This is a genomic window from Luteimonas sp. FCS-9, assembly GCF_001014645.1.
GTDB lineage: Bacteria > Pseudomonadota > Gammaproteobacteria > Xanthomonadales > Xanthomonadaceae > Luteimonas.
In genome coordinates this window covers 24,262-47,286 of record NZ_LASZ01000019.1, presented here as the reverse complement: position 1 = coordinate 47,286, position 23,025 = coordinate 24,262, and the positions used below count along the sequence as shown (strand labels likewise).

The 23,025-nt window shown below is 73.1% G+C and carries 18 protein-coding genes and 1 pseudogene; 9 read left to right on the top strand and 10 right to left on the bottom strand.

Annotated features, from left to right (window positions below; all coding sequences use genetic code 11):
• Window positions 1–15 precede the first annotated feature (15 nt).
• Window positions 16–222, bottom strand: coding sequence for a hypothetical protein (locus tag WQ56_RS14480; protein ID WP_047137842.1), 207 nt, complete (start codon window positions 220–222; stop codon window positions 16–18).
• A 147-nt stretch (window positions 223–369) separates the two neighbouring features.
• Here WQ56_RS14480 and WQ56_RS14475 point away from each other — a divergent pair, with 147 nt between their 5' ends.
• From WQ56_RS14475 to WQ56_RS14460, 4 genes and pseudogenes are all read left to right on the top strand, one after another.
• Window positions 370–1,164 carry a DUF72 domain-containing protein gene (locus tag WQ56_RS14475; protein WP_047137841.1) on the top strand — a complete coding sequence of 265 codons (795 nt, stop codon included), beginning with the start codon at window positions 370–372 and terminating at the stop codon, window positions 1,162–1,164.
• Window positions 1,165–1,268: 104 nt separating this feature from the next.
• Window positions 1,269–4,097, top strand: a complete 2,829-nt coding sequence (locus tag WQ56_RS14470; RefSeq protein ID WP_197076500.1) for a PAS domain-containing protein — start codon at window positions 1,269–1,271, stop codon at window positions 4,095–4,097.
• A gap of 71 nt (window positions 4,098–4,168) precedes the next feature.
• Entirely contained in the window at window positions 4,169–4,945 is a 777-nt protein-coding gene (locus WQ56_RS14465) for an alpha/beta hydrolase-fold protein (protein ID WP_047137840.1), read from the top strand.
• Window positions 4,946–4,956: 11 nt separating this feature from the next.
• Window positions 4,957–5,157, top strand: a pseudogene (locus WQ56_RS14460) (hypothetical protein); the annotation flags it as partial.
• 62 nt (window positions 5,158–5,219) lie between these two features.
• On the opposite strand, the gene WQ56_RS14455 reads toward WQ56_RS14460, so the two are convergent.
• Both WQ56_RS14455 and WQ56_RS14450 read right to left on the bottom strand, forming a co-directional pair.
• Entirely contained in the window at window positions 5,220–6,017 is a 798-nt protein-coding gene (locus WQ56_RS14455) for a class III extradiol ring-cleavage dioxygenase (RefSeq protein WP_047137839.1), read from the bottom strand.
• A 102-nt stretch (window positions 6,018–6,119) separates the two neighbouring features.
• Complete coding sequence (locus WQ56_RS14450) at window positions 6,120–7,121, bottom strand: serine hydrolase (protein ID WP_047137838.1); 1,002 nt, start codon at window positions 7,119–7,121, stop codon at window positions 6,120–6,122.
• 118 nt (window positions 7,122–7,239) lie between these two features.
• On the opposite strand from WQ56_RS14450, the gene WQ56_RS14445 reads away from it, so the two are divergent.
• Window positions 7,240–8,007 carry an SDR family NAD(P)-dependent oxidoreductase gene (locus WQ56_RS14445; RefSeq protein ID WP_047137837.1) on the top strand — a complete coding sequence of 256 codons (768 nt, stop codon included), beginning with the start codon at window positions 7,240–7,242 and terminating at the stop codon, window positions 8,005–8,007.
• A 70-nt stretch (window positions 8,008–8,077) separates the two neighbouring features.
• Here the strand turns inward: WQ56_RS14445 and WQ56_RS14440 are convergent, their stop codons facing one another.
• Window positions 8,078–8,521 (bottom strand): hypothetical protein, encoded by a 444-nt coding sequence (locus WQ56_RS14440; RefSeq protein WP_047137836.1) that lies wholly within the window; start codon window positions 8,519–8,521, stop codon window positions 8,078–8,080.
• A complete protein-coding gene (locus tag WQ56_RS14435; RefSeq protein ID WP_197076499.1) occupies window positions 8,518–9,018 on the bottom strand; it encodes a DUF5671 domain-containing protein in 501 nt (166 codons plus the stop codon). Before WQ56_RS14435 ends, WQ56_RS14440 begins: the two co-directional genes overlap by 4 nt.
• A 260-nt stretch (window positions 9,019–9,278) precedes the next feature.
• Here WQ56_RS14435 and dinG point away from each other — a divergent pair, with 260 nt between their 5' ends.
• A complete protein-coding gene (gene dinG, locus WQ56_RS14430) occupies window positions 9,279–11,441 on the top strand; it encodes an ATP-dependent DNA helicase DinG (protein WP_047137835.1) in 2,163 nt (720 codons plus the stop codon).
• Window positions 11,442–11,444: 3 nt separating this feature from the next.
• On the opposite strand, the gene WQ56_RS14425 is transcribed toward dinG, so the two are convergent.
• The 3 genes from WQ56_RS14425 to WQ56_RS14420 form a co-directional block, all read right to left on the bottom strand.
• Complete coding sequence (locus tag WQ56_RS14425; RefSeq protein ID WP_047137834.1) at window positions 11,445–12,719, bottom strand: hypothetical protein; 1,275 nt, start codon at window positions 12,717–12,719, stop codon at window positions 11,445–11,447.
• Between the two features lie 909 nt (window positions 12,720–13,628).
• Window positions 13,629–13,805 carry a CsbD family protein gene (locus WQ56_RS18195; protein ID WP_082132432.1) on the bottom strand — a complete coding sequence of 59 codons (177 nt, stop codon included), beginning with the start codon at window positions 13,803–13,805 and terminating at the stop codon, window positions 13,629–13,631.
• An 85-nt stretch (window positions 13,806–13,890) separates the two neighbouring features.
• On the bottom strand, window positions 13,891–14,730 hold the full coding sequence (locus WQ56_RS14420) for an SDR family oxidoreductase (RefSeq protein ID WP_047137833.1): 840 nt from the start codon (window positions 14,728–14,730) through the stop codon (window positions 13,891–13,893).
• 312 nt (window positions 14,731–15,042) lie between these two features.
• On the opposite strand from WQ56_RS14420, the gene WQ56_RS14415 reads away from it, so the two are divergent.
• From WQ56_RS14415 to treA, 3 genes are all read left to right on the top strand, one after another.
• Entirely contained in the window at window positions 15,043–17,682 is a 2,640-nt protein-coding gene (locus WQ56_RS14415; protein ID WP_047137832.1) for a TonB-dependent receptor, read from the top strand.
• A 138-nt stretch (window positions 17,683–17,820) separates the two neighbouring features.
• Entirely contained in the window at window positions 17,821–19,221 is a 1,401-nt protein-coding gene (locus WQ56_RS14410; RefSeq protein WP_047137831.1) for a GGDEF domain-containing protein, read from the top strand.
• A gap of 121 nt (window positions 19,222–19,342) precedes the next feature.
• The gene (gene treA / locus WQ56_RS14405; protein ID WP_052773027.1) at window positions 19,343–20,986 is read left to right on the top strand and encodes an alpha,alpha-trehalase TreA; all 1,644 of its coding nucleotides are present in this window, start codon (window positions 19,343–19,345) and stop codon (window positions 20,984–20,986) included.
• 13 nt (window positions 20,987–20,999) lie between these two features.
• On the opposite strand, the gene WQ56_RS14400 is transcribed toward treA, so the two are convergent.
• Window positions 21,000–22,115: a catalase family protein gene (locus WQ56_RS14400; RefSeq protein ID WP_047137830.1), complete on the bottom strand. Its 1,116-nt coding sequence runs from the start codon at window positions 22,113–22,115 to the stop codon at window positions 21,000–21,002.
• 59 nt (window positions 22,116–22,174) lie between these two features.
• The gene (locus WQ56_RS14395; RefSeq protein ID WP_047137829.1) at window positions 22,175–22,999 is read right to left on the bottom strand and encodes an alpha/beta hydrolase; all 825 of its coding nucleotides are present in this window, start codon (window positions 22,997–22,999) and stop codon (window positions 22,175–22,177) included.
• Between the last annotated feature and the right edge of the window lie 26 nt (window positions 23,000–23,025).

Genomic DNA, 23,025 nt, shown 5'->3' with positions numbered 1-23,025 from the left:
CTGCGCGCCCGGCCGTCACGCGTCCGGCGCGTCGTCGGCCGCGGGATCGGGGTGACGCGGCCCGGTAGGATCGGGATCGGGCACCCGCTGCCCACCGCCGCCGCGCCTGGGCATGCGGTCGTCGCCGGTCGGCGACCACGCGTTGCGGTCGCCGCTGCCGTGCGGATAACTGCGCGGCCGGGTCGGAATCGGGGCATCGTCCTGGGGCGTGCGGCGTGGCATCGGTTCGTCCCTCGGGTCGGGAAAACCGCAGCCTGCACCCGGCGATGCCGTGCGGTCGTGAGCGCGGCCGCGCACCGGCCCGACGCCCGTGCAGCCGATGCGCGGCCGCTCACGTCGCCGCCCGATGCGGGCTGCTAGACAGCCGGCATGGCCCGCCCACCGTCGTCCTCCCCGCCACAGCATCCCCCGATCCGCATCGGCTGCGCCGGCTGGTCGATCGGCAGCCGCGACGCGGCGCTGTTCGGCGACGGCGACAGCATGCTCGCGCGCTATGCGACGCGGTTCGACCTGGCGGAGATCAATTCCTCGTTCTACCGGCCGCACCGGCGATCCACCTACGAACGCTGGGCGGCCAGCGTACCGGCGGATTTCCGCTTCAGTGCGAAGCTGCCGCGCACGATCACCCACGAGCACCGGCTGCGCGGTTGCGGCCCGCTGCTCGACGCCTTCCTCGAGGCCGCGACCGGACTGGGGGACCGGCTCGGCTGTCTGCTGGTGCAACTGCCCCCCAGCCTGGCCTTCGACGCGCGCAGCGCCGCGACGTTCCTGGCGATGCTGCGGCGGCGCTGGGATGGCGGCATCGCCTGCGAGGTCCGGCACGCCAGCTGGCTGGCGCCGCGGGCCGAAGCGCTGCTGCGGCGGCACCGGGTGGCGCGCGTGGCGGCCGATCCCGCGCGCCACGGCGACGACGCCAGGCCAGGCGGCGATCCGGATCTCGCCTACTGGCGCTGGCACGGCTCGCCGCGGATCTACGCCAGCGCCTACGACGACGCCGCGCTCGACGCGCTGGCCGCAGCCGTCGTCGACCGCCCCGCCGCCCGCCACTGGATCGTGTTCGACAACACCGCCGCCGGCCATGCCACCGGCGATGCGGCGGCGCTGCAGCGGCGCCTGCGGCCCGGGTCCGGCAAGGCGCCGACGCCGACGCCGCATCGGCGTTAGCGCACGCCCGGACGCCGACTGCGGCCGCGTGTCGCGGTCGTCATCCCCCCGCGACCGGTGCCTGTGGCAGCATGCCGCCCGTCCCGAGCCGCGCGCACCGCCCGTTGAACCCGCCTGCCGCCAGCCACGCGCCCACCGATTTCCTGCCCGCCCATGGCGAGATGGCGGCGCGCATCGCCGCGTTCGACTGGGCGACGACGCCGCTGGGCCCGATCGAGGCCTGGCCGCAGTCGCTGCGCACGACGCTGGCGCTGATGCTCGACTCCCGGTTCGCGATGTGTCTGTCGTGGGGGCCGGAACTGACGTTCTTCTACAACGACGCCTACGCCCCGATGCTCGGCGCCAAGGAGGGCGAGGCGCTCGGCCGCCCGATGGCCCGCATCTGGTCGGACGTCTGGGACGACATCCTGCCGCTGATCGACAGCGCGATGTCCGGCACCTCGACCTGGCACGAGGACATGCCGCTGACGATGCTGCGCCACGGCTATCCGGAGGAGACGTACTGGACGTTCTCCTACACGCCGGTCCGCGACGAGCAGGGCGGTATCCCGGGCTTTCTGAACATCACCACCGAGACCACGCACAAGGTCGTCAACCAGCGACGGCTGGCGGCCGAGGCCGAGCGGCTGGGCCGGCTGTTCGACCAGGCGCCGAGCTTCATGGCGATGCTGCGCGGGCCCGAGCACCGCTTCGAGCTCGCCAACCCCGGCTACCAGCGGCTGGTCGGCGAGCGCGCGCTGATCGGCCGGACCATCGCCGACGCCCTGCCCGACGCGGTCGATCAGGGCTTCAAGTCGCTGCTCGACGACGTCTACGCGACCGGCCGCACGTTCTCGGCCGACGGGGCGCGCTACGTGGTGCAGGCCACGCCGGGCGGCCCGTCGGTGGAGCGCTACCTGGACTTCGTCTACCAGCCGGTCACCGACGAGCGCGGCGTGATCGGGATCTTCGTGCAGGGCGTGGACGTGACCGCGCGCACGCTGGCCGACGAGGCGCTGCGCGCACGCGAGGCCGAACTGCGCACGCTCAACAGCGACCTGGAACGCCAGGTCGTCGCCCGCGCGCGCGAACGTTCGCTGACCTGGCAGGTGACGCCCGACCTGCTGGCGGTCGTCGACGCCGACGGCTGCATGGAGACCACCAACCCGGCCTGGGAGCACGTCCTGGGCTGGCGCACCGAGGTGCTGGCGGGCCGGCCGTGGTGGGAGTTCGTCGACCCCGATGACCACGACGTCACCCGCAGCGTGCTCGACACGCTGCGCGCCGGCAAGCCGGTGCTGCGCTTCGAGAACCGCTGGCGGACACGGGCCGGCGGCGTGCGCACGCTGTCGTGGGTGGCCACGCCCGAGGGCGGACGCTTCTACTGCAGCGCGCGCGACGTCACCGACATCAAGGCCGCCGCCGACGCGCTGACGCGCTCGCAGGCGCAGCTGCGCACGCTGTTCGAGACCAGCTACCAGCTCCAGGCGCTGTGCACGCCCGACGGCACGCTGACCGACGCCAACCGCACCGTGCTCGACGCGCTCGGCGCCGACTTCGACGACGTCGTCGGCCGGCCGCTGTGGGAAACCCCGTGGTTCAGCGCGACGCCGGGCATGCCCGAGCGGGTGCGCGGCATGTTCGACGAGGCGACCGCCGGCGGCACGGTGCGTGCCGAGATCGAGGTCGAGCTGGCCTCGGGCCGGCGCGTGCACGACCTGTCGATCCGGCCCATCCGCGACGCCGGCGGGCGGATCATCGCGGTCGTCCCCGAGGCGATCGACACGACCGAGCGCCGGCATGCCGCGGAGGCGCTGCGCCAGTCGCAGAAGCTCGAGGCGATGGGCCAGCTGACCGGCGGCGTCGCGCACGACTTCAACAACCTGCTCACGCCGATCTTCGCCGCCCTCGAGCTCGCCCGCGATCCCGATGCGCGGCCCGAGCGCCGTGCGCGCATGGTCGCCGTCGCCCAGCGCTCGGCCGAGCGCGCCGCGACCCTGGTGCAGCGCCTGCTCGCGTTCGCGCGGCGGCAGCCGCTGCAGCCGGTCGACGTCGACGTCGGTCCGCTGATCGCCGGCATGGCCGAGCTGATCGGCAGCTCCAGCAGCCCGCGCGTGCGGCTGGCGCTGGACATCGCCGACGACCTGGCGACGGCGATCGCCGACCCGAACCAGCTGGAGATGGCGCTGCTCAACCTCGGCGTCAACGCCTGCGACGCGATGCCCGAGGGCGGCGTGCTGACGCTGGCCGCACGCAACGCACGGGTCGGGGTCGACGCGCACGACGCGGAGCTGGCGCCCGGCGACTACGTCGTGGTGTCGGTCGCCGACACCGGTCACGGGATGGACGAGGCCACGCGCGAGCGCGCGATCGAGCCGTTCTTCTCGACCAAGGGCATCGGCCGCGGCACCGGCCTGGGCCTGTCGATGGCGCATGGCCTGGCGTCCCAGCTCGGCGGCCGGCTGGCGATCGCCAGCGCCCCGGACCGGGGCACGACGATGGAACTCTGGCTGCCGGTGGGGACCCGCCGCGCGGCCGCGAACGCGGACAGCAACGAGGACGAACACGTGGAAACGACAAACGAACACCGCGGCACCGCGCTGGTGGTCGACGACGAGGACGCCGTGCGCATGTGCACGGCCGACGCGCTCGACGACATGGGCTACCGCGTCGTGGAGGCCGGCTCGGCCGAGGAGGCGCTGGCCGCGCTCGAGGGCGGCCTGGCCCCGGACGTGCTGGTCACCGACCACCTGATGCCCGGCATGACCGGCGCCGAGCTGGCTCGCACCGTGCGCGACCGGCTGCCGGGGACGGCGGTCGTGATCGTCTCGGGCTACACCAGCATGGCCGAGTTCGATCCGGGCCTGACGATCCTCGGCAAGCCGTTCCGGCAGCACGAGCTGGTCGCCAGCGTCGAGGCCGCGACCATGGCCTCGCAGTCCGCGGCCGCCTGAGCGCCGGCGCCGGTCCTGCCGGCGCGCGGGCACCACGCCCCATCGACGCGGCCGGCGCCACGCTTGCGTGCATGTCGTCCACGCTGACCAGCGCCGCCGGGCATCGTTACCGGATCCGCGTGCACGCGCCCGCCGGCGCGCGGCCGCGGGGCGGCTTTCCGGTCGTGTGGCTGCTCGATGCGCCGACCACGTGGGCGCCGATGCAGCAGGCCCTGCACGATGGCGGCGACGAGATCGTGGTCGTGGGCATCGACTGGGACCACGACGGCGGCGTCGACCGCGGCGCCCGCTTCCGCGATTTCACCAGCCCGCCGCGCACGCCGCCCGACGATCCCGACGCGGCCGGTGCCGGCGGCGCCGCCGCGTTCCGCGCGTTCCTGCTCGACACGCTGCGCCCGGCGGTGCTGCCGCAGGTGGCCGCCGACCGCCAGCGGCAGACGTTGCTCGGCCATTCGCTCAGCGGCCTGTTCGTGCTCGACACGTTGCTGCAGGCGCCGGAGGCCTTCGACCGGCACGTCGCACTGAGCCCGTCGCTGTGGTGGGACGATGCGGCGCTGCCGGCGCTGCTGGACGGCGGCGACGACGTCCGGGTCGCCGGGGCGCGGGTGCTGCTGCGCGTCGGCCAGGGCGAGCAGGCGGCCGGACCCGAGAAGCCGCCGGAGATCGACGGCGCGGCGGCCGCCGCGGTGCTCGGCGAGCGGCACATGGTCGCCCACGCGCAGGCGTTCGCCCAGGCGCTGGCCGCGCGCGGCGCGCAGGTCGACCACGACGTGATTCCCGACGTCGGCCATCACGCACTGCCGGCCGCGGCGATGGCCGACGCCCTGCGCTTCGCGGCCGCCCGGTGAGCATGCCTGCGCTGCGGCCTTACGCGAACCGCCACGGCGACAGCGGCGTCACCGCCTATGCGATCGACGACGACGCGATCGCCGTCGAGTTCGGACACGGCCCGGTCTATGTCTACACGCGCCGGGACGTCGGTGCGCGGCACTTCGCGGCGCTGTGTGCCGCAGCGCAGGCCGGCCGCGGGCTGTCGACCTGGATCAGCCGGCACGTGCAGTCGCACTATGCCGCGCACTTCGACGACCGCGCCGGCTGGCGCGCATGGCGGGCGGCCGCGTCTCAGGCGGCGCCGGCGCCGTCGAAGCGGTAGAGGTCCATCGCCAGGAAGCCCATGTCGATGCCGGCCTCGATGCGGTGCGCGCCGAGCTGCGCGCCGCCGGCCGCGCCCATCGCCACGAACAGCGGCAGCAGGTGCTCGTCGGCCGGGTGCGCCCGCGCGGCGAACGGGGCCTGCCGGCGGTAGTCGAGCAGCGCCGGCAGGTCGTCCGCGCGCAGCCGCGCCTCGATCCAGTCGGTGAACGGCCGCACGTACGGGGCTTGGAGACCATCGTCGCCGCCGCGCCAGTCCTGGAGGTTGTGGGTGATGCTGCCCGAGCCGACGACCAGCACGCCCTGCGCGCGCAGCGATGCCAGCGCGCGCCCGAGCGCGAAGGCATGCGCCGGACCCAGGGCGGGCTGGATCGACAGCGGCACGACCGGGAGGTCGGCCTCGGGACGGAGCAGCCGCAGCGGCACCCAGACCCCGTGGTCGAGCCCGCGCTGCGGATCGACGTCCGCGCGCAGCCCCTCGGCGGTCAGGCGCATGGCGATCTCCTGCGCGAGCGCCGGTGCGCCCGGCGCCGGATAGCGCAGCGCGTAGAGCGCCTCCGGAAAGCCGCCGAAGTCGTGGACCGTCTCCGGCCGCGCGGCGCCGCCGACCCGCGGCCGCGCCGCCAGCCAGTGCGCCGACGCGACGACGATCGCGCGCGGCCGCGGCAGGTCGCGCGCCAGTTCGGCCAGCCGCGTTCCGACGCGGCCGGGCGCGAGCGCGGTCATCGGCGAACCGTGGGACACGTACAGCGCGGGCAGCGGGGCCATGGGCGCACCTGGAAGCGGGGACGTCCTCACGATGGGCGCGGCCCCGGGCGCACGGAAGCGGCGGCGCCACGACGCATCGTCGCAGCCGTGCAACGCTGCGCGTCAGCCCGACTGGTCGGCGACGATCCGCTCCAGCAGCGCCAGCAGGTCGGCCAGGTGTCCGGAGCCTGCAGGGGTGCGCTCGTCGGAGGTCATGACGACCGTGAGGTCCAGCGCCGGCACGATGAACAGCATCTGCCCGCCGTGGCCCCAGGCGTAGCGCACCTCGTGTCCGCCGACGCGCCGGGCGAACCAGCCGTAGCCATAGCCGTCGCCGGTGTACACCGAGCGCGTGCGCGGCCGCCAGGACTGCGCGATCCACGCGCCCGGCACCAGCTGCGCGCCCGTGGCGCTGCGCCCGTCGTTGCGGTAGAGCTCGCCGAAGGCCAGCAGCGCGCGCGGCGTCATCACCATCTGGTTGCCGCCGAAGTGGATGCCCTGCGGATCGCGGTCCCAGGACGCGATCGCGAAGCCGGGCTGCGGTTCCAGCCACTCGCGGGCGAGCTGCAGCGTCGGCTTGCCCGACACCTTCACCAGGATCGCCGACAGCAGGTGCGTCGACCCGGTCGAATACAGCATGCCGCCGCCCGGCGCATCGACGAACGGCTGCGCCAGCGCGGCGCGCACCCAGTCGCGCTGCGCGACCCAGGCGCCGTACTGGCGGCCGGACGTCGGCCGCAGCCCGGCCTGCATCGACAGCAGGTGGCCGATGGTCACCTGCGCCATCCGCGGGTCGGGCGCGTCGGGCAGGCGGTCGGCGAGCAGCGGCGCGACCGGCTGGTCGACGCCTTCGAGCAGACCGCGCTTGATCGCGATGCCCACCAGCGCCGAGACCACCGACTTGGACGCCGACTTGATGTTGGCCGGCCGCGCCGGCGAGGCGCCGTGGTAGCCGCGCTCGGCGAGCACCGTGCCGCCCTGCGCGACGATGACCGTGCGCAGCGGCGCCAGCGCGGCGGCCTCGTCGAGCGTCGCGTCCAGGCGCGTGCCCTGCGCCGCCGCAAGCAGCGGCGCGGCCAGCAACAGGCAGGCCAGCAGCATCGGGGGCAGGCGGCGGGACGACATGGCCCGGGCAGTATCCCCTGCGAGGACGCAGCGCGCCACGCGGCGGTGCGCCGCGGTTCACCCAGGTTCGACCATCGCAGCGCTACGGTGCGCGTCCATCCCATGCAGGAGACCGCCCATGCGATTCGACGACAAGGTCGCGATCGTCACCGGCGCCGGCTCGGGCATCGGCGCGGCAACCGCGCGCGCGTTCTCCGAGGCGGGCGCCCACGTCGTGCTGGCCGACCTCGCCCAGGACGAGCTCGGTGCGATCGCCGCCACGCTGCCGCAGGACCGCACGCTGGTCCATCGCCTCGACGTGTCGCGCCCCGACGAGGTCGAGGCGATGGTCGAGGCGGCGGTGGCGCATTTCGGCGGCATCGACGTGCTGTTCAACAACGCCGGCATCCTGGTCGAAGGCAGCGCGGACGCGACCGCGCTGGAGGACTGGAACCGGATCGTCGCGGTGAACCTGACCGGCGTGTTCCTGGGCGCGAAGGCCGCGCTGCCGCATCTCAAGCAACGCACGGGCTGCATCGTCAACACCGCGTCGGTCTCGGGTCTGGCCGGCGACCGCGGCATGGCCGCCTACAACGCGGTCAAGGGCGGTGTCGCCAACCTGACCCGGGCACTGGCGATCGACCACGGCCGCGACGGCGTGCGCGTCAACGCGGTGTGCCCGAGCTTCACCCGCACCGGCATGACCGCCGACAAGCAGCGCGACGAGGCGACCGTGCAGGCGTTCCTCGACCGCATCCCGCTCGGCCGGCTCGGCGAGCCGGTCGACATCGCGCGCGCGGTGCTGTTCCTGGCCAGCGACGACGCCGGCTTCGTCACCGGCGTGAACCTGCCGGTGGACGGCGGCGTGTCGGCATCGAACGGGCAGCCGCTGTTCGAGACCGATTGAGCACGCGGCCGCCGCGCCACGGGTCCGCGCCGACCGGTCGCCCTCGACGCGCCGCCGCGCCGCAGCTGGTTCAGCCCGCCGGCGCCGCCGGGACCGCCTGCCCGTCGACGCGCCGCGCGAAGCAGGCCCGGCCGGGTCCGTGCGGCCATTCGGCGCGCAGCCAGGGCTCGACCTGGCGCAACGGGTCGCGGTTGTCGACGGCGAAGTGCGCGCACAGTTCAACGCGGTCGGGCGCGAGCACGCGATAGCCATAAGGCGCGCCGGTATCCGGATCGGCGCGGCGCAAGTCGGGCGCGTCGATCGCCGCGGGCGTGGCCGGCAGCGCGCCGTCGCGCGCCAGCTGTCGCATCGCCGCCTGCTCGATCCGCAGCAGGTCGTGCACGCGCGTCGCGTCGAGCCGCGCCTGCCGTTGCGCGGACGGCGAGCCGATCAGCAGCAGCGCGGTCGCCACGGCGGCCACGCTCGCCACGCCGCCGGCGACGATCAGCGCCCGGCCCAGCGTCGCCGCGCTCATGGCACCGCCTCGTCGCGGCGCAGGTCGAGCAGGTAGAACGCGAACGCCGCGCCGGCGATCGCGCCGACGACGGCGACCTTCAGCACGAACCGCGCCGTCAGCTCGCCGCCCAGTGCGTTGTAGACCAGCGCGATCGCATCGCCGATCAGCACGGCGGCGGCCAGGAACAGCGTCATGTAGGTCAGCCAGCGCCGCACCGGCGACAGCCGCTTGGGCGGCTCTCGCGCGACCTCGCGCGAGAGCCGGTGCGCGAGCCAGGCGAACGCCGGGAACGCGATCAGCAGCGCGGCCGACGCGCTGCGCATCGACGCGCCCATCCGCTGCACCCGGTACTCGGGATCGGTGGGATCGGGAAACGCGTACGCGATCAGGTCGAACGCCAGGCTGCCCAGGTGCCAGGCCCAGACGTAGAGCGTGGCGAACAGCAGCAGGTACCAGAACGCGTCGCGCGCCGACAGCGACGGCTGCGGCCGCGGCACCGGCACGACGAACGGCACCGTCGCCCAGGCGCGCAGTGCGCCGTCGATCTGCGCCTACGGCCAGCCGGCGGCGGCCAGCGCCTCCGCGGTCTGTGCGCGGGTCGCGCCGCGCGCCAGCGCCTCGCGTACGAATCCGTCTAGAGCCTGGTGCGATGCCATCGCGTTCCCGTCAGTCGTTGCCGCCGGCAATCTAGCAGGCCCGGATGCGACGGCCCGTTCATGTCCGCAGGCGCGGCGCCGCTCTCAATCGGCGCGACCGGCCATGGGACAATGCGCGCATGGGCGAACCCGAACTCCAGCCGCCGGCCCGGCCCGCGGCCGACGCGCCGCCGCGCGCACTCACCGAGGCGCTGAAGGCCGACATCCGCGCCGCGTACGCGAAGCTCCAGGCCAACACGCCCGGCTTCAGCACGCGTCGCTCGCAGAGCGCGATGATCGGGCTGGTCTCGCGCGCGCTCGCGACCTCGGGCGGCATCGGCGTGGCCGAGGCGCCGACCGGTGTCGGCAAGTCGCTCGCCTACCTGACCGCCGGGGTGCCGATCGCGCTGGCGACGAAGAAGAAGCTGGTCGTGAGTACCGGCACGGTCGCGCTGCAGTCGCAGCTGGTCGAGCGCGACATCCCGGCGTTCCTCGCCGCCACCGGGCTGGAAGCGAAGGTCGCGCTGGCCAAGGGTCGCACCCGCTACCTGTGCACCCGCAACGCCGCCGAGCTGCACGCCGAGCACAGCCAGGGCGCGCTGCTGCCCGACGCGCCCGGCCCCGACGAGGGCGGCGACTTCGAGCGCCAGCTCTTCGATCGCCCGCTGGCGCCGCACGAGGTCGACGCCGCGCGCCGGCTGCCCGAGGCCCAGGCCGACCGGCTGTGGGACGGCGACCTGGACGCGGCGCCCGAGCCGGTCTCGCCGGCGCTGCGCGCGCGCATCACCACGCCGGCCTCGGGGTGCGCCGGGCGTCGCTGCAGTTTCGCCCAGCAGTGCCCGGTGCTGAAGGCGCGCAACACGGTGCGCGAGGCACAGATCGTGGTCACCAACCACGCGCTGCTGCTGTCGTCGCTGGCGATGGGCGACATCGAGAACGGCCAGCCGCTGCTGGCGCCGCCGGGCGAGATGCTGCTGGTGCTCGACGAGGGCCATCACGTGGCCAACGTCGCGATCGACCAGGGCGCCGCGCGCCTGCCGCTGAGCGACATGGCCAGGCGCACCGGCCGCATGCAGATCCTGATCGCGGGCAGTTATCGCCTGGTCGACAAGGAGAAGATCGGCACGCTGCTGCCCAACGAGGCGATCGAACTGGCGCTGCGCGTGTCGAAGGCGCTCAAGGCGTTCCAGCTCGACGTCGACCGCGTCTGGCAGCCGGAGCCGGGCGAGCGCGACCCGATGTGGCGCGCGCCGCTGGGCCGGCTGCCGGACGACTGGGCGCCGGCGATCGAGAGCCTGGCCGAGGACACGCGCGCCCTGCTCAACTGGGTGCACGCCGCGCAGCAGGCGGTCGCGCGCGCCAAGCAGGACGATCCGGCGCGCGAGAAGCTGCAGCGCAGCCTGGGCATGGCGCTGGAGATGGTCGAGCAGCAGCACGACCTGTGGGCCGGCTGGCGCCGCGAGGACCGCGACGGCGCGCCGCCGATGGCGCGCTGGGTCACCGCGACGCGCGAGGGCGACCTCGCCCTGCACTGCTCGCCGGTCTCGGCCGCGCACGTGCTGCGCACGCTGCTGTGGAAGGAGGTCGACTCGGTCGTCATGACCTCGGCCACGCTGACCGGCGGCGGCGATTTCCAGTCGTTCGCGATCGACACCGGACTGCCCGAGCACGCCGAGATGGCGTCGCTGCCCTCGCCGTTCGACCTGCCGCGCCAGGCGCAACTGGTGGTGCCGCCGTTCCCGGTGCCGCCCGACGACCGCGAGGGCCATCCGAAGGCCGTCGCCGAGTGGCTGGCGCGCGAGCTGGACTGGAAGAAGGGCAGCATGGTGCTGTTCACCTCGCGCTGGAAGATGGAGAAGGTCGCCGAGTTGATGCCGGCCTCGCGCCGCGCCGCGATCCAGCTCCAGAGCGCTGGCAACAAGTCGCAGGTCGTCGCCGCGCACCTGGAGCGCGTCGCCGCCGGCAAGGGCTCGGTGCTGTTCGGGCTCAACTCCTTCGGCGAGGGCCTCGACCTGCCGGGCGAGGCCTGCACGACGGTCGTCATCACCCAGGTTCCGTTCGCGGTGCCCACCGACCCGCAGACCGCGACGCTGGGCGAATGGCTCGAGGCCCGCGGGCTGAACCCGTTCAACCTGATCGCGGTGCCGCACGCGCTGCGCACGCTGACGCAGTTCGCCGGCCGCCTGATCCGCACCTCGACCGACACCGGCCGCGTCGTGATCCTCGATTCGCGGCTGCTGACCCGCCGCTACGGCAAACGCATCCTCGATGCGTTGCCGCCGTTCGAGCGCGTGATCGGCTGAGCGTCAGCCGGCGCGCCAGGCGTCGAGCCGGTCGATCCGCTGCTGCAGCCCCGCCTCGCCCAGGAAGTGGCCGAGGCGGCCGCTTCGCACCTTGTCGAGATCGGCAACGAGCGACGCGCGCGCGGCCGCGAAGCGTGCGGGCAGCGTGGCGCGATCGGCGGCCGGCAGTTGCGCGGCGACCAGCGCCGCGCTGTCGGACGCGCCCTGCACCACGCAGGCCAGCACCGCCTCGACCGTCGCCTGGCCGGGCACGGCCAACAGGCGCGCGGCGAGTGCGGGCGGCAGCGCGCCGTTCACCTGGTCGAGCGCGCGCGGACCGACGGGCGCGCCGCGGTCGAGCAGCATTGCCAGCGCCGCGTGCGCGCCGTGGACCAGCGCCAGATCGATGGCGCCGGCACTGCCGCGCAGCGGCACGTCCAGCGCCGCGCCGGCATCGGCGACCTGCGCGAGCAGCGCCGGATCGTCGGCCTCGATCGCCGTGCACAGCGCCAGCCATGCGAGTGCCGGCTGCGCGGCGAGCCCGCGGCCGGCCAGCGCGCCGCGCCAGTCGAGCAGCGCGCGCCGATGGAAGTCGGCCACGCGCGCGGCCAGGGCGTCGTCGAGGCCGTGCTCGGCGCATCGGGTGTCGGGGTAGTCGAGCAGTTCGGTGCCGGTGTCGGCATCGGGCGCCTGCGGGTCGCGCTCGAGGACGAGCGCGCGGAAGGCGGCGTGCAGGTGCTCGCCGACGGTCGCCAGGCCGTCCTCGTGGCGGGCGTGAGTCCAGGCCGGCGGCAGGCCCTGCTTCCAGGCGAGCACGTGGCCGTGGTCGGGGGCGGCGGGGTCGGTGACGATGTAGAGGCGATCGCAGTACTCGAAGCCGCCGAACGGCAGGACATCGAGCAGGCCGTCCCAGTCGCGACCGTCCTCGTCGGCATCGTCCTGCGCGAGCTCGCGCTCGTGCTCGATCCAGCCGTCGAGGTCGCGGTAGCCGTCGCTGCCGCGGAAGAACAGTTCGGTCCACGAGATCGCTTCTTCGTGGCCGTCCATGGGGAGCACGAGGTCGTAATCGAGGCGGCCGCCGGCGGTCAGGCGCCACAGGGCGGCCAGGGGGGCGGGGACGCCGCCGCGGCAGCAGGCGTCGACGGCGCGCAGCGTGTCGTCGTCGATGGGCGGCTGGGCATCGAAGATCACGCGGCCGGCGAACAGCACGATGCCGTGGTCGCGCAGCAGGGCGCGTTCGTCTTGGGTGAAGCCGTCGTCCTGGGCGGATTCACCCGGGGTCGGAAGGTCGACATCCATGTGCGTGGGTCCGATACGAATAGGCCCGGGGATGCTAGCCGCGTGTCGTGAGGGCTGCCAATCCATTACATCGGCGCCTGCCGGGTACCGTGCCCAGTCGCGGCCCGATATCCGCTTGGTGGTCACGGCACCCGACAGGCGCTGGACACGGATGCGAGGGCGGATCGGAGAGCGGCATGGCGATGGCGATAACGGTTCAAGTTGCGCACGAGGGAACGAGACCAGGGTGTGGTGCGGTCGTGGCTGCTGCGACGATTGCGTGGGCGCCTGCCGGGTACCGCGCCCAGTCGCGGCCCGATACCCGCTTGGTGGTCACGGCACCCGACAGGCGCTGGACACGGATGCGATGGCGGATCGGAGAGCGGCATGGCGATGGCGGTGTCTGCCGACTGCAAAGCGTGACGACCAAATCGCGCACGGGGAACGACGCCGGAGTGTGGCGCGGTCGTGGCTGCTGCGACGATTGCGCGGGCGCCTGCCGGGTACCGCGCCCAGTCGCGGCCCGATATCCGCTTGGTGGTCACGGCACCCGACAGGCACTGGACAGGGATGCGAGGGCGGATCGGAGAGCGGTGCCGCGATCACCTCCCCCGCATGCGGGGGAGGTCGGCGCCACCGGCGCCGGGTGGGGGCAGCGCCAGACGCAGCGACCGGCATCGCGATCGACGCGGGCAGACACGGTGGCGGGCGCGACGGCAGCCGGGAACGAACGAAAGAAGTCGCCGTGCTCGCGGCGGCTTCAGGCATCGACACGCAAGGGAAGTCTGCACCGGCCCAGCGGTTCCTGCGCGGGCGTGTGGTGCCCGGCCCGCGGCGATACGGGCCGATGGAATGCGGCCATGCCGGAAACGCGACAGGCGGCCGGAGCCGCCTGTCGCGCTGCCTGTGGTCAGGCGATGCCGGTGCCGGTCAGCGCCCCTTGCGGGCGTTGTCGCTGGCCTTGCCGACGGCGCTCTGCGCCTTGCCCGCGGTCTTCTGCGCCTTGCCGGCGACTTCCTTGCCGGTGTTGCCGGTGACCTTGCCGGCCACCTCCTTCGCGGTGCCCTTGACTTGGTTCTTCATGCCTTCGCTGCGGTTCTTGTCCACGACTGCCTCCTCCCGCCTGCGGAATTGCAGGCTGCGTGGGGGTATGCGCCCGACGCCGCCATGCGGAGGTGAAGAAATCCGCGAATCACAGAATCGGCATCCCGCCGGTGACCGCGTAGCGGCCGCCGGTCATGTAGCTGGCCTCGTCGGAGGCCAGCAGCACGTAGATCGGCGCGCACTCGGCCGGCTGGCCGGGACGCTTGAGCGGGGCCTGGCTGCCGAACTCGGCGACCGCGTCGGGCGGCAGCGTCGAGGGGATCAGCGGGGTCCAGATCGGCCCCGGCGCGACCGAGTTGACGCGGATGCCCTTGTCGGCGAGCAGCTGCGCAAGGCCCGCGGTGAAGTTGGCGATCGCGCCCTTGGTCGTCGCGTACGGCAGCAGTGTCGGGTTGGGCTTGTCGGAGTTGATCGAGCTGGTGTTGATGATCGACGCGCCCGGCTTCATGTGTGGCACGGCGGCCTTGCACAGGTGGAACATCGCGGTCACGTTGACCTGGAAGGTGTAGTCCCACTTGTCGTCGGGGATCTCGTCGAGCGACTCGTAGGTCATCTGGTAAGCGGCGTTGTTGACCAGCACGTCGATGCGGCCGAAGGCCTCGACGGCCTTGCGCACGATCGCGCGGCAATGCGCGGGGTCGGCGATGTCGCCGGGCATCAGTTCGCAGCGGCGGCCGGCATCCTCGACCAGACGCCGGGTCTGCTGCGCATCCTCGTCCTCGTTGAGGTAGCTCACCAGCACGTCCGCGCCCTCGCGCGCGTAGGCCAGCGCGACGGCGCGGCCGATGCCGCTGTCGCCACCGGTGATGATCGCCACCTTGTCCTGCAGCCGGCCGCTGCCGCGATAGCTGTCCTCGCCGTGGTCGGCGGCCGGGTCGAGCTTGCGCTCCACGCCGGGCACGTCCTGCTGTTGCGCGGGCTGGTTCATCGTCGCGTCTCCGTGTCGTCTGGGGGAAGGCGACACGCTAGGCACGCTGGCGTGCCGTGCCCGTGAGCGGAAACGCGGTGGCGCGAAAACGCTGCATGAACGCATCGCTACCGCATTCAGATTGCTTACGGCTTCTCCACACGATCCTAAGATCCCGGTTGCTCTAATCCGCGCCCGTTCCCGGATGTGATGGGAGCGCGAAGGGCGAGGTGGCGTGGCTGCCGGCAGTGTCCGGCGGGGCGTCATCGCGTCCTCCGCAAGCCGGCGACACGGACCTCGACGATCACCGATCACAGAGGGCTCCGCAGCACGATGACGTCCGCCGCACATTCCCACCCCCGCCGCCTGGCGCTGGCCACGCTCGCCACCGCCATCCTCGCCACGCCCGCATTCGCGCAGACCGCGGCCCCCGACGCCGAGCCGCCGGCCGGCGAGGTCGAGAATCTCGATGCGGTGCAGGTCCGCGGCGTGCGCGCCAGCGTCGCCGGCGCACTCGACGCCAAGCGCGGCTCGCCGCAGATCACCGATTCGATCGTCGCCGAGGACATCGGCAAGCTGCCCGACAACAGCGTCGCGGCGGCGATGCAGCGCATCACCGGCGTGCAGGTCCAACGCGGCGGCGCGGAAGTGGGCACGGTGCTCGTGCGCGGCCTGCCGAACGTGGTCACCACGCTCAACGGCCGCAACATCTTCACCACCACCGGGCGCGGCGTCGCGCTGGCCGACATCCCGGCCGACCAACTGCAGCAGGTCGACGTCTACAAGACCAGCGGCGCGGAGCAGATCGAGGGCGGCATCGCCGGCGCGGTCGACATCCGCCTGCGCCGGCCGTTCGACCTCGACGAGGACGGCACGATCGCCGGCAGCGTGTCGACGCTGTACGCCGACCAGGCCCGCGAGACCGCGACCAACGGCAGCCTGACCGGCAGCCGCCAGTGGGAGACCGGGGCCGGCCGCATGGGCGTGCTCGGCGCGGTGTCGTACCAGGAGACGCCGTACCTGGAGTCCAACACCTTCCACGGCACCTACGACCGCGTCGACGACCCGCTCGACCCGTCGCGGCAGCTGCTGGTGCCGTTCAACGCAGGCAACCTGCAGGCGCAGGGCTTCCGCCGGCGCAAGGCCGCCAACGTCGCGTTCCAGTGGGCGCCCAGCGAGAACGTCGAACTGTGGGCCGACGGCTTCTACGTCGGCTACCGCAACACCCCGCGGGTCAACTACTGGATGCCGTTCCCCGGGTCGCTGACGCCGGAGAACACCGAATCGCTGGCCACCCAGCCCGGCAACGACATCCTGCAGCGCATTGCGTTGCGCGACAGCGACGTGCTGTCGAGCACGCAGGCGCACGAGAACAGTTCCGACACCTGGCAGGCCGCGATCGGCGGCAGCTGGAAGGGCGAGCGGCTGAAGCTGTCGAGCGAACTGGCCTACACCTACAGCGAGTCGGACAACCGGTCGATGGTGCTCGACATCATGACCACCGTGCCGCGGCTCAGCGTCGACAGCAGCAGCGGCGTGCCGTTCACCTCGGCCACGAACGCCGATGGCACGCCCTACGACGTCACCGACCCCGACGCCTGGCGGCTGAGCCAGTACTACGACAGCTGGAGCCGGCAGGAAGGCGACGAGTGGTCGTGGCGCGGCGACGCCAACTTCGCGTTCGACGGCGGCATCGTCAGCTCGATCGACGCCGGCGTGCGCCTGGCGCGACGCCAGGCTTCCAACATCGGCGGCGACCCGGGCGCGCGCGACAACCTCAGCGGCGCGCCGATCCGGATGTCCGACATCCCCGGCCTGTCGCAGGTCACACCCGGCGGCATCATCGACGGCGACCGCGACGTCGGCGTCGACCGCTGGCTCGGTGCCAACCGCGACTTCCTGCTCGGCAACACCGCGCTGATCCGCCAGGCGATGGGCCACGGCCCCGACCGGCCGGGCGCCAATCCCGCGGTGTACTTCGACAACCGCGAGGACAACCACGCCGCCTACCTGCAGGCCAACTACGGCTTCACGCTCGGCGCGATCCCGGTTGACGGCCGCATCGGCGTGCGCCACGTGCGGCTGGAGAGCGAGCTCAACGGCACCTCGCTGGTCGACGGCGTCGAGACCCCGGTGCAGACCGCCAGCGCGCGCAACGAATGGCTGCCGAGCTTCAGCGCGAACGTCTCGCTGCGCGAGGACCTGATGCTGCGCCTGTCGCACAGCCAGTCGATCACGCTGCCCCACTTCGCCGATCTCAACCCGCAGCTGGCGCTGTTCGAGTCCACCGACACGCTGCCCGCGCGCGGCAGCGGCGGCAACCCGGACCTGGCCCCGGTGGAGTCGAAGAACCTCGACGCCTCGCTGGAGTGGTACTTCCAGGACAACGCGCTGCTGTCGCTGGCCGCGTTCCACCGCGACGTCGACGGCTACGTGCAGATCTACGCCGAGGACGAGACGATCGACGGCACCACGTACCAGATCACCCGGCCGCGCAATACCGGCAGCGGCACGCTGCGCGGCGTGGAGGTCGGCTACACCCAGTTCTACGACTTCCTGCCGGGCGCCTGGTCGGGCCTGGGCACGCAGTTGAACGCGACGTGGATCGATGCGGAGGCCGAGTCCCCCGACGGCGTGATGCAGCCGCTGGCGAACGTGTCGAAGCGGGCCTGGAACGCGGTACTGATGTACGAGTACGACGCGTTCTCCGCGCGCCTGGCCTACAACTGGCGCGACGACTACGCGGTGAGCTTCAGCGCGTCGGGCGACCAGCCGTCCGAGGTCTTCCACGGTCCGGAGGAATGGCTGGACCTCGCACTGAACTACGCGATGGACGAGAACGTCACCGTGTTCCTCGAGGCCACCAACCTGCTGGGCAGCAAGACCCACAACTACTTCGGCACCCCGGAGTTCCTGCGCGACCGCGCCTCGCCCGAACGCAGCTACATGCTCGGCATCCGCTTCCGGCTCTAGCGCGTCCACGGGGCCGCCCGCGCGGCGGCCCCGCAGCGGTCCGGTCTTGCCGTACGCGACGGTAGCCACCGTCGGACGGGTCGCCGCAACCCGCGGCGATCCCTCTTAGAATGGCCCGGCCCCACCCTCCTGGCCGCCATGAACGAGTCAACCGACCTCGCCGGGGACGACGATCCCTCGACGAGACTGTCCACGTCCTGGCGCGAATGCCTGGCCGCCACGCCACCCGCCGCGACCGCACTCGTCGCCGACCTGGTCCGCCATGCAGGCGCGTTCGCCGACCGCTTCTACGCGGTCCTGCTCGAGGATCCGCGCGCGGCGCATTTCCTCTCGCGCGACCAGGTGCGCACGCGCCTGCACGCCAGCCTGCAGCGCTGGCTCGGCGACCTGCTGCGCGCCGGGCCGGCGACCATCGACGCGCTGATCGCCGCCAACCGCCAGGTCGGCGTCGTCCACGCGCGCATCGGCATGCCGGTAGACCTGGTCAGCCGCGGCACCCGCCTGCTGCGCGACGGCATGGTCGCGCGCATCGCCGAGGCCGGCGCGGCGCCGGAGACGGCATTCGCGGCGATCCGCGCCGTCAACGCCTCGATCGACCTCGCGCTCGAATCGATGACGCTCGCGTACGCCGACGCGCACGACCGCTCGGCGCGCACCGACGCGGCCTATCGCCTGTTCTCGCTCGCGCAGAACGTGGGGACCGAGCGCGAGCGGCAGCGCGCGCTGCTGCTGGACTGGGAGAACGCGCTGCTCTACGCCTTGGCCGGCGCACGCGGCGCGCTGCGTCCGCGGCGGCTGTCGGAGTCGGAATTCGGGCTCTGGTTCCTGCACAAGGGCATCCCGATCGTCGGCGACAACAGCGAGACCCGCCACATCCTGGCGCTGATCGCGCAGATCGACGCGATGCTCGCGCCGGCCGGCGCGAGCGAGGCACGGCTCGAGCCGGCCGCGTTCGAAGCAATCCGCGCCCGGCTGGCCTCGATCCGCGACCTGCTGGGCCAGCTGTTCGGCCGGGTCGGCGCGCTGGAGGCCGGCTCCGACGCGTTGACCAACCTGCTCAACCGCCGCTTCCTGCCCACGGTGCTGCGCCATGAGATCGAACTCGCTGCCAGCCACGGGCATGCGTTCTCCGTGGTGCTGCTCGACATCGACCATTTCAAGCAGATCAACGACCGTCACGGCCATGGCGCCGGCGACCGCGCACTGCAGCACGTGGCGGCGCTGCTGACCCAGTCGGTCCGCTCGAGCGACTATGTCTTCCGTCTCGGCGGTGAGGAATTCCTCGTCACGCTGGTCGCGGCGGACGGCCACCGCGCCCGGGACATCGCCGAGACGTTGCGCCGGCGCATCGCCGACAGCCCGGTCGAGCTCGACGGCGGCCACCGGCTCTCACTGACCGCGAGCCTCGGCGTGGCGGCGCACGACGGCCACCCGGACTACGAGCGCCTGCTGGGCCGTGCCGACAAGGCGATGTACGCCGCCAAGCGCAACGGCCGCAACCGCGTCGAGCTCGCCGCCGCCGACGCGCCGGCGACCTGACGGGCGGGTCCGCGCGCAGCTTCGTCATTCCCGGCGCATCCGGCGTCCCCCGTGCCCGCGACGCGACGCCGCCCGCACCGCGATGCGACACTGCCCGCATCGCCCCGACAGCGAGACCGCCATGCCGCGCGTTGCCTCCCCCCTCCGTCCCGCCGCCTGCCTGCTCGCTGCACTGCTGGCCGCCTGCGCGTCCGGCGGGCGCGTGGACCTCCCCGCACCGCCCGCGCAGCCCGCCACGCGTGCCGCGCCGGTCACGCCCGACGTCGGCTGGCCGCGCACCTTCGCCGCGGTGCAGGCGGCCTGGCTGTTCGAGGACCAGAAGACCTTCGCCGACGCGGTCCCGCGCCGCGAGCCCGCGGCGATCGAGGCTGCGTTCGTCGACGGGCACGACCGCGCCGACTTCGACCTGCGCGCGTTCGTCGACGCGAACTTCGTGCTGCCCGCGCCAGCGGCCGAGACCCGGATCGCGCGGCACCCGACGTTGCGTGCGCACATCGACGCCCTGTGGCCGCTGCTGACCCGCGCCCGTCCCGCGCCGCTGCCGCACGACAGCCTGCTGTCGCTGCCCCACGCCTACGTCGTGCCGGGCGGGCGCTTCCGCGAGATCTACTACTGGGATTCGTACTTCACCATGCGCGGTCTGGTCGAAAGCGGCGAGACGGCGACGTCGCGCCGGATGCTCGACAACTTCGCGCAGCTGATCGACGACTGGGGCCACGTGCCCAACGGCAACCGCAGCTACTACCTCAGCCGCTCGCAGCCGCCGTTCTTCTCGCACATGGTCGCGCTCGAGGCACGCGACGACCCCGCGCTGGCGGTGCGCTACCTGCCGCAGCTGCGGCGCGAGCATGCGTACTGGATGGATGGCGCCGACGGGCTCGCGCCGGGCGAGGCGACGCGCCGCGTCGTGCGCCTGGCCGACGGCAGCCTGCTCAACCGCTACTGGGACGACCGCGACGTGCCCCGGCCCGAATCGTTCGAGCAGGACCGCCAGACCGCCGCTGCCTCGTCGCGGCCGGCGGCCGAAGTCTGGCGCGACCTGCGCGCCGGTGCCGAAAGCGGCTGGGACTACTCGAGCCGCTGGCTCGACGATCCGATGCGACTGGACACGATCCGCACCACGACGATCGTGCCGGTCGACCTCAACAGCCTGCTGCACCACCTGGAGACGACGATCGCCGCGGCCTGCAAGCAGGCGGGCGACGCCGACTGCGCACGTACGCACCGCGAGATGGCCGACGCCCGGGCCGATGCGATCGCGCGCCACCTCTGGCACGAGGCGGGCTACTACGCCGACCACGACCTGCGCACGGGGCGCGTCCGCGAGCCGCTGACCGCCGCGGCGCTGTTTCCGCTGCACGCGGGCATCGCCTCGCCCGAGCGCGCGCGGCGCACGGCCGATGCGGTCCGTCGGACGCTGCTGCGACCCGGCGGGCTGGTCACGACCCCGGTCGACAGCGGCCAGCAGTGGGACGCGCCCAACGTCTGGGCACCGCTGCAGTGGATCGCGGTCGACGGATTGCGCCGCTATGGCGAGCACACGCTCGCGCGCGACATCGCGGCCCGATTCGTCGGCAACGTCCAGACGGTGTTCGAACGCGAGCGCAAGCTGGTCGAGAAGTACGACGCCGACGGCGCGCTGCAGGGCGGCGGCGGTGGCGAGTACCCGCTGCAGGATGGCTTCGGCTGGTCGAACGGCGTGACGCTGGCGCTGCTGGCGCTGTATCCCGATCTCGAGCGCATGCCGGCCGACGCCGCCGAGTAAGCGGACGGCGCGCTCAGCCGGCGCGATCGCGCGCTGCGTGCCCGAACGGGCACCCGGTATGCAGCGCGACGCCGTTCTTGCGCGCGCGGAACGCCTGCGAGGCGGCATAGGCCGAGCGGCGCAAGCGCATCAGTTCGCCCAGCGGGCGATGCGCCTGCAACCCGTGCCAGGGGCTGAATCCCATGCCCGCGTCGATCGCGGCGCTGCGTTCGGGCGACCAGGCCGGCTGCGGCGGTGCGATCACCCGCGCGACGGTGCGGAACGGGCTGCGCGCCTCGTCCCAGCGTGCGGTGGCGTCGTCGACCGGCATCTCCTCGAGCGAAGTGCACAGCTGCGCGCGCAGTTCCCACTCCGCGCCCTGCCCGGCGAAGAACGCGACCACCGCCTCGCGCAGCGCGTCGTCGTCGGACAGGTCGAGCCGCGCGTCGGTCAGCGCGCGCAGCGACGCCGAGACCGGCACGAGCTGCAGCTTGGCGATGTGCGCCCCGTGCCGCAGCGGCAACTGGGCGAAGAACGTCTCGCCGAGGATGTGGTGCGGCGGCTCGCCGCCCATCGCCTTGAGCTTGGCGCTCTGCCCGCCCATCGCTTCGAGCCCGCGTTCGGTGCCGCGCAGGATCGCCGAGATCAGTTGCTTGGTGCGGTCCATGCGGTCGGTGGTCTTGGCCAGCAGCTTGAGGCTGCGCAGGAACGCGCGGCCGTCGGGCGCATTGAACTGCGGACCGTTGACCATGATGAAGTCCTGCGCGCCCGGGCCGTCGCCACCGTCCAGGCGCGCGCCCGGCACGTCGCAGATTCGCAGCGCGACGCCCCGCGGCGTCGACACGCGATCGGCGAGGAGGTCGCCGGGCGTCGTCGACAGCCGCATCACCGCGTCGTAACGCCCGGGCTGTGCGAACAGGCCCTGCGCGAGCTCGGGCGCCAGCCCGGCCGGCACCTCGACGACCGCGGACAACAGCCCGTGGCTCTTGGCGTGCACCGCGCGCAGCCCCTGGCCCTCGTCCTCCCAGGTCTTGCGCGAGATGGACAGCAGGACCTCGTCGAGTTCGGCCGACAGCGCGGCTTCGTCCGGGCCGGGCTGGGCGAGTACGGGATCGTAGCGTTGGAAATCCGAGGGGCTGGGAACGGACATCGTGGCTCCTGGCGAGGTCGGGCACGCCCATGCCGGGCGTGCGGCGGGGCGCTGCGCGACTAGCGGGCGAGGAAATCCAGCAGCGCGCGGTTGAACTGGCCGGCATGGCTGACATTGAGGCCGTGCGGCGCATCCTCGATCAGCGACACCGTGCTGCCGGGGATCGCGGCATGCGTACGCGCGCCCGAGCCCTCGAACGGCACGGTCGCGTCGCCGTCGCCGTGCAGCACCAGTACCGGCACCGTGATCGCCTCGAGGTCGCTGCGGAAATCGGTCGTCGCGAAGGCGTGCATGCAGCCCAGCGCCGCGGTCTGGTCGGACTGCCGCGCGAGCGCGATCGCTTCCTGGCGCTGCGCTTCGTCGACCTTGAGGGCACCGTCGACGCTGAAGAACTGGGTCGTGAAGTCGTCGAAGAACGCCTCGCGGTCGCGCTCGAGTCCGGCCCGCATCGCGTCGGCCTTGTCCTGGGGCAGCGGGCCTTCGGGGTTGTCGTCGGTCTTGAGCAGGTAGGGCGGCACCGCAGCGGCGAACACCACGCTGCGCAGCCGCGCCTCGCCGTGCCGGGCGACGTAGCGGGCCACCTCGCCGCCACCCATCGAGAACCCGACCAGCGTCACGTCGCGCAGGTCGAGATCCTCGAGCACGCTCGCCAAGTCGTCGGCAAGCGTGTCGTATTCGTAGCCGTCGGCAGGCTTGTCGGAGCGGCCGAAGCCGCGACGGTCGTAAGCGACCACGCGATGGCCGGCCGCCCGCAGCGGCCCCACCTGGGCCTGCCACGATTCGGCCGACAGCGGCCAGCCGTGGATCAGCACGACCGGGCGGCCGCTGCCACCCGAATCCTCCACATGGAGGCGGACCCGGGGCGAAGACGATGCGCTGGACATGGGGGGCACTCGCGAACGGACAGGCG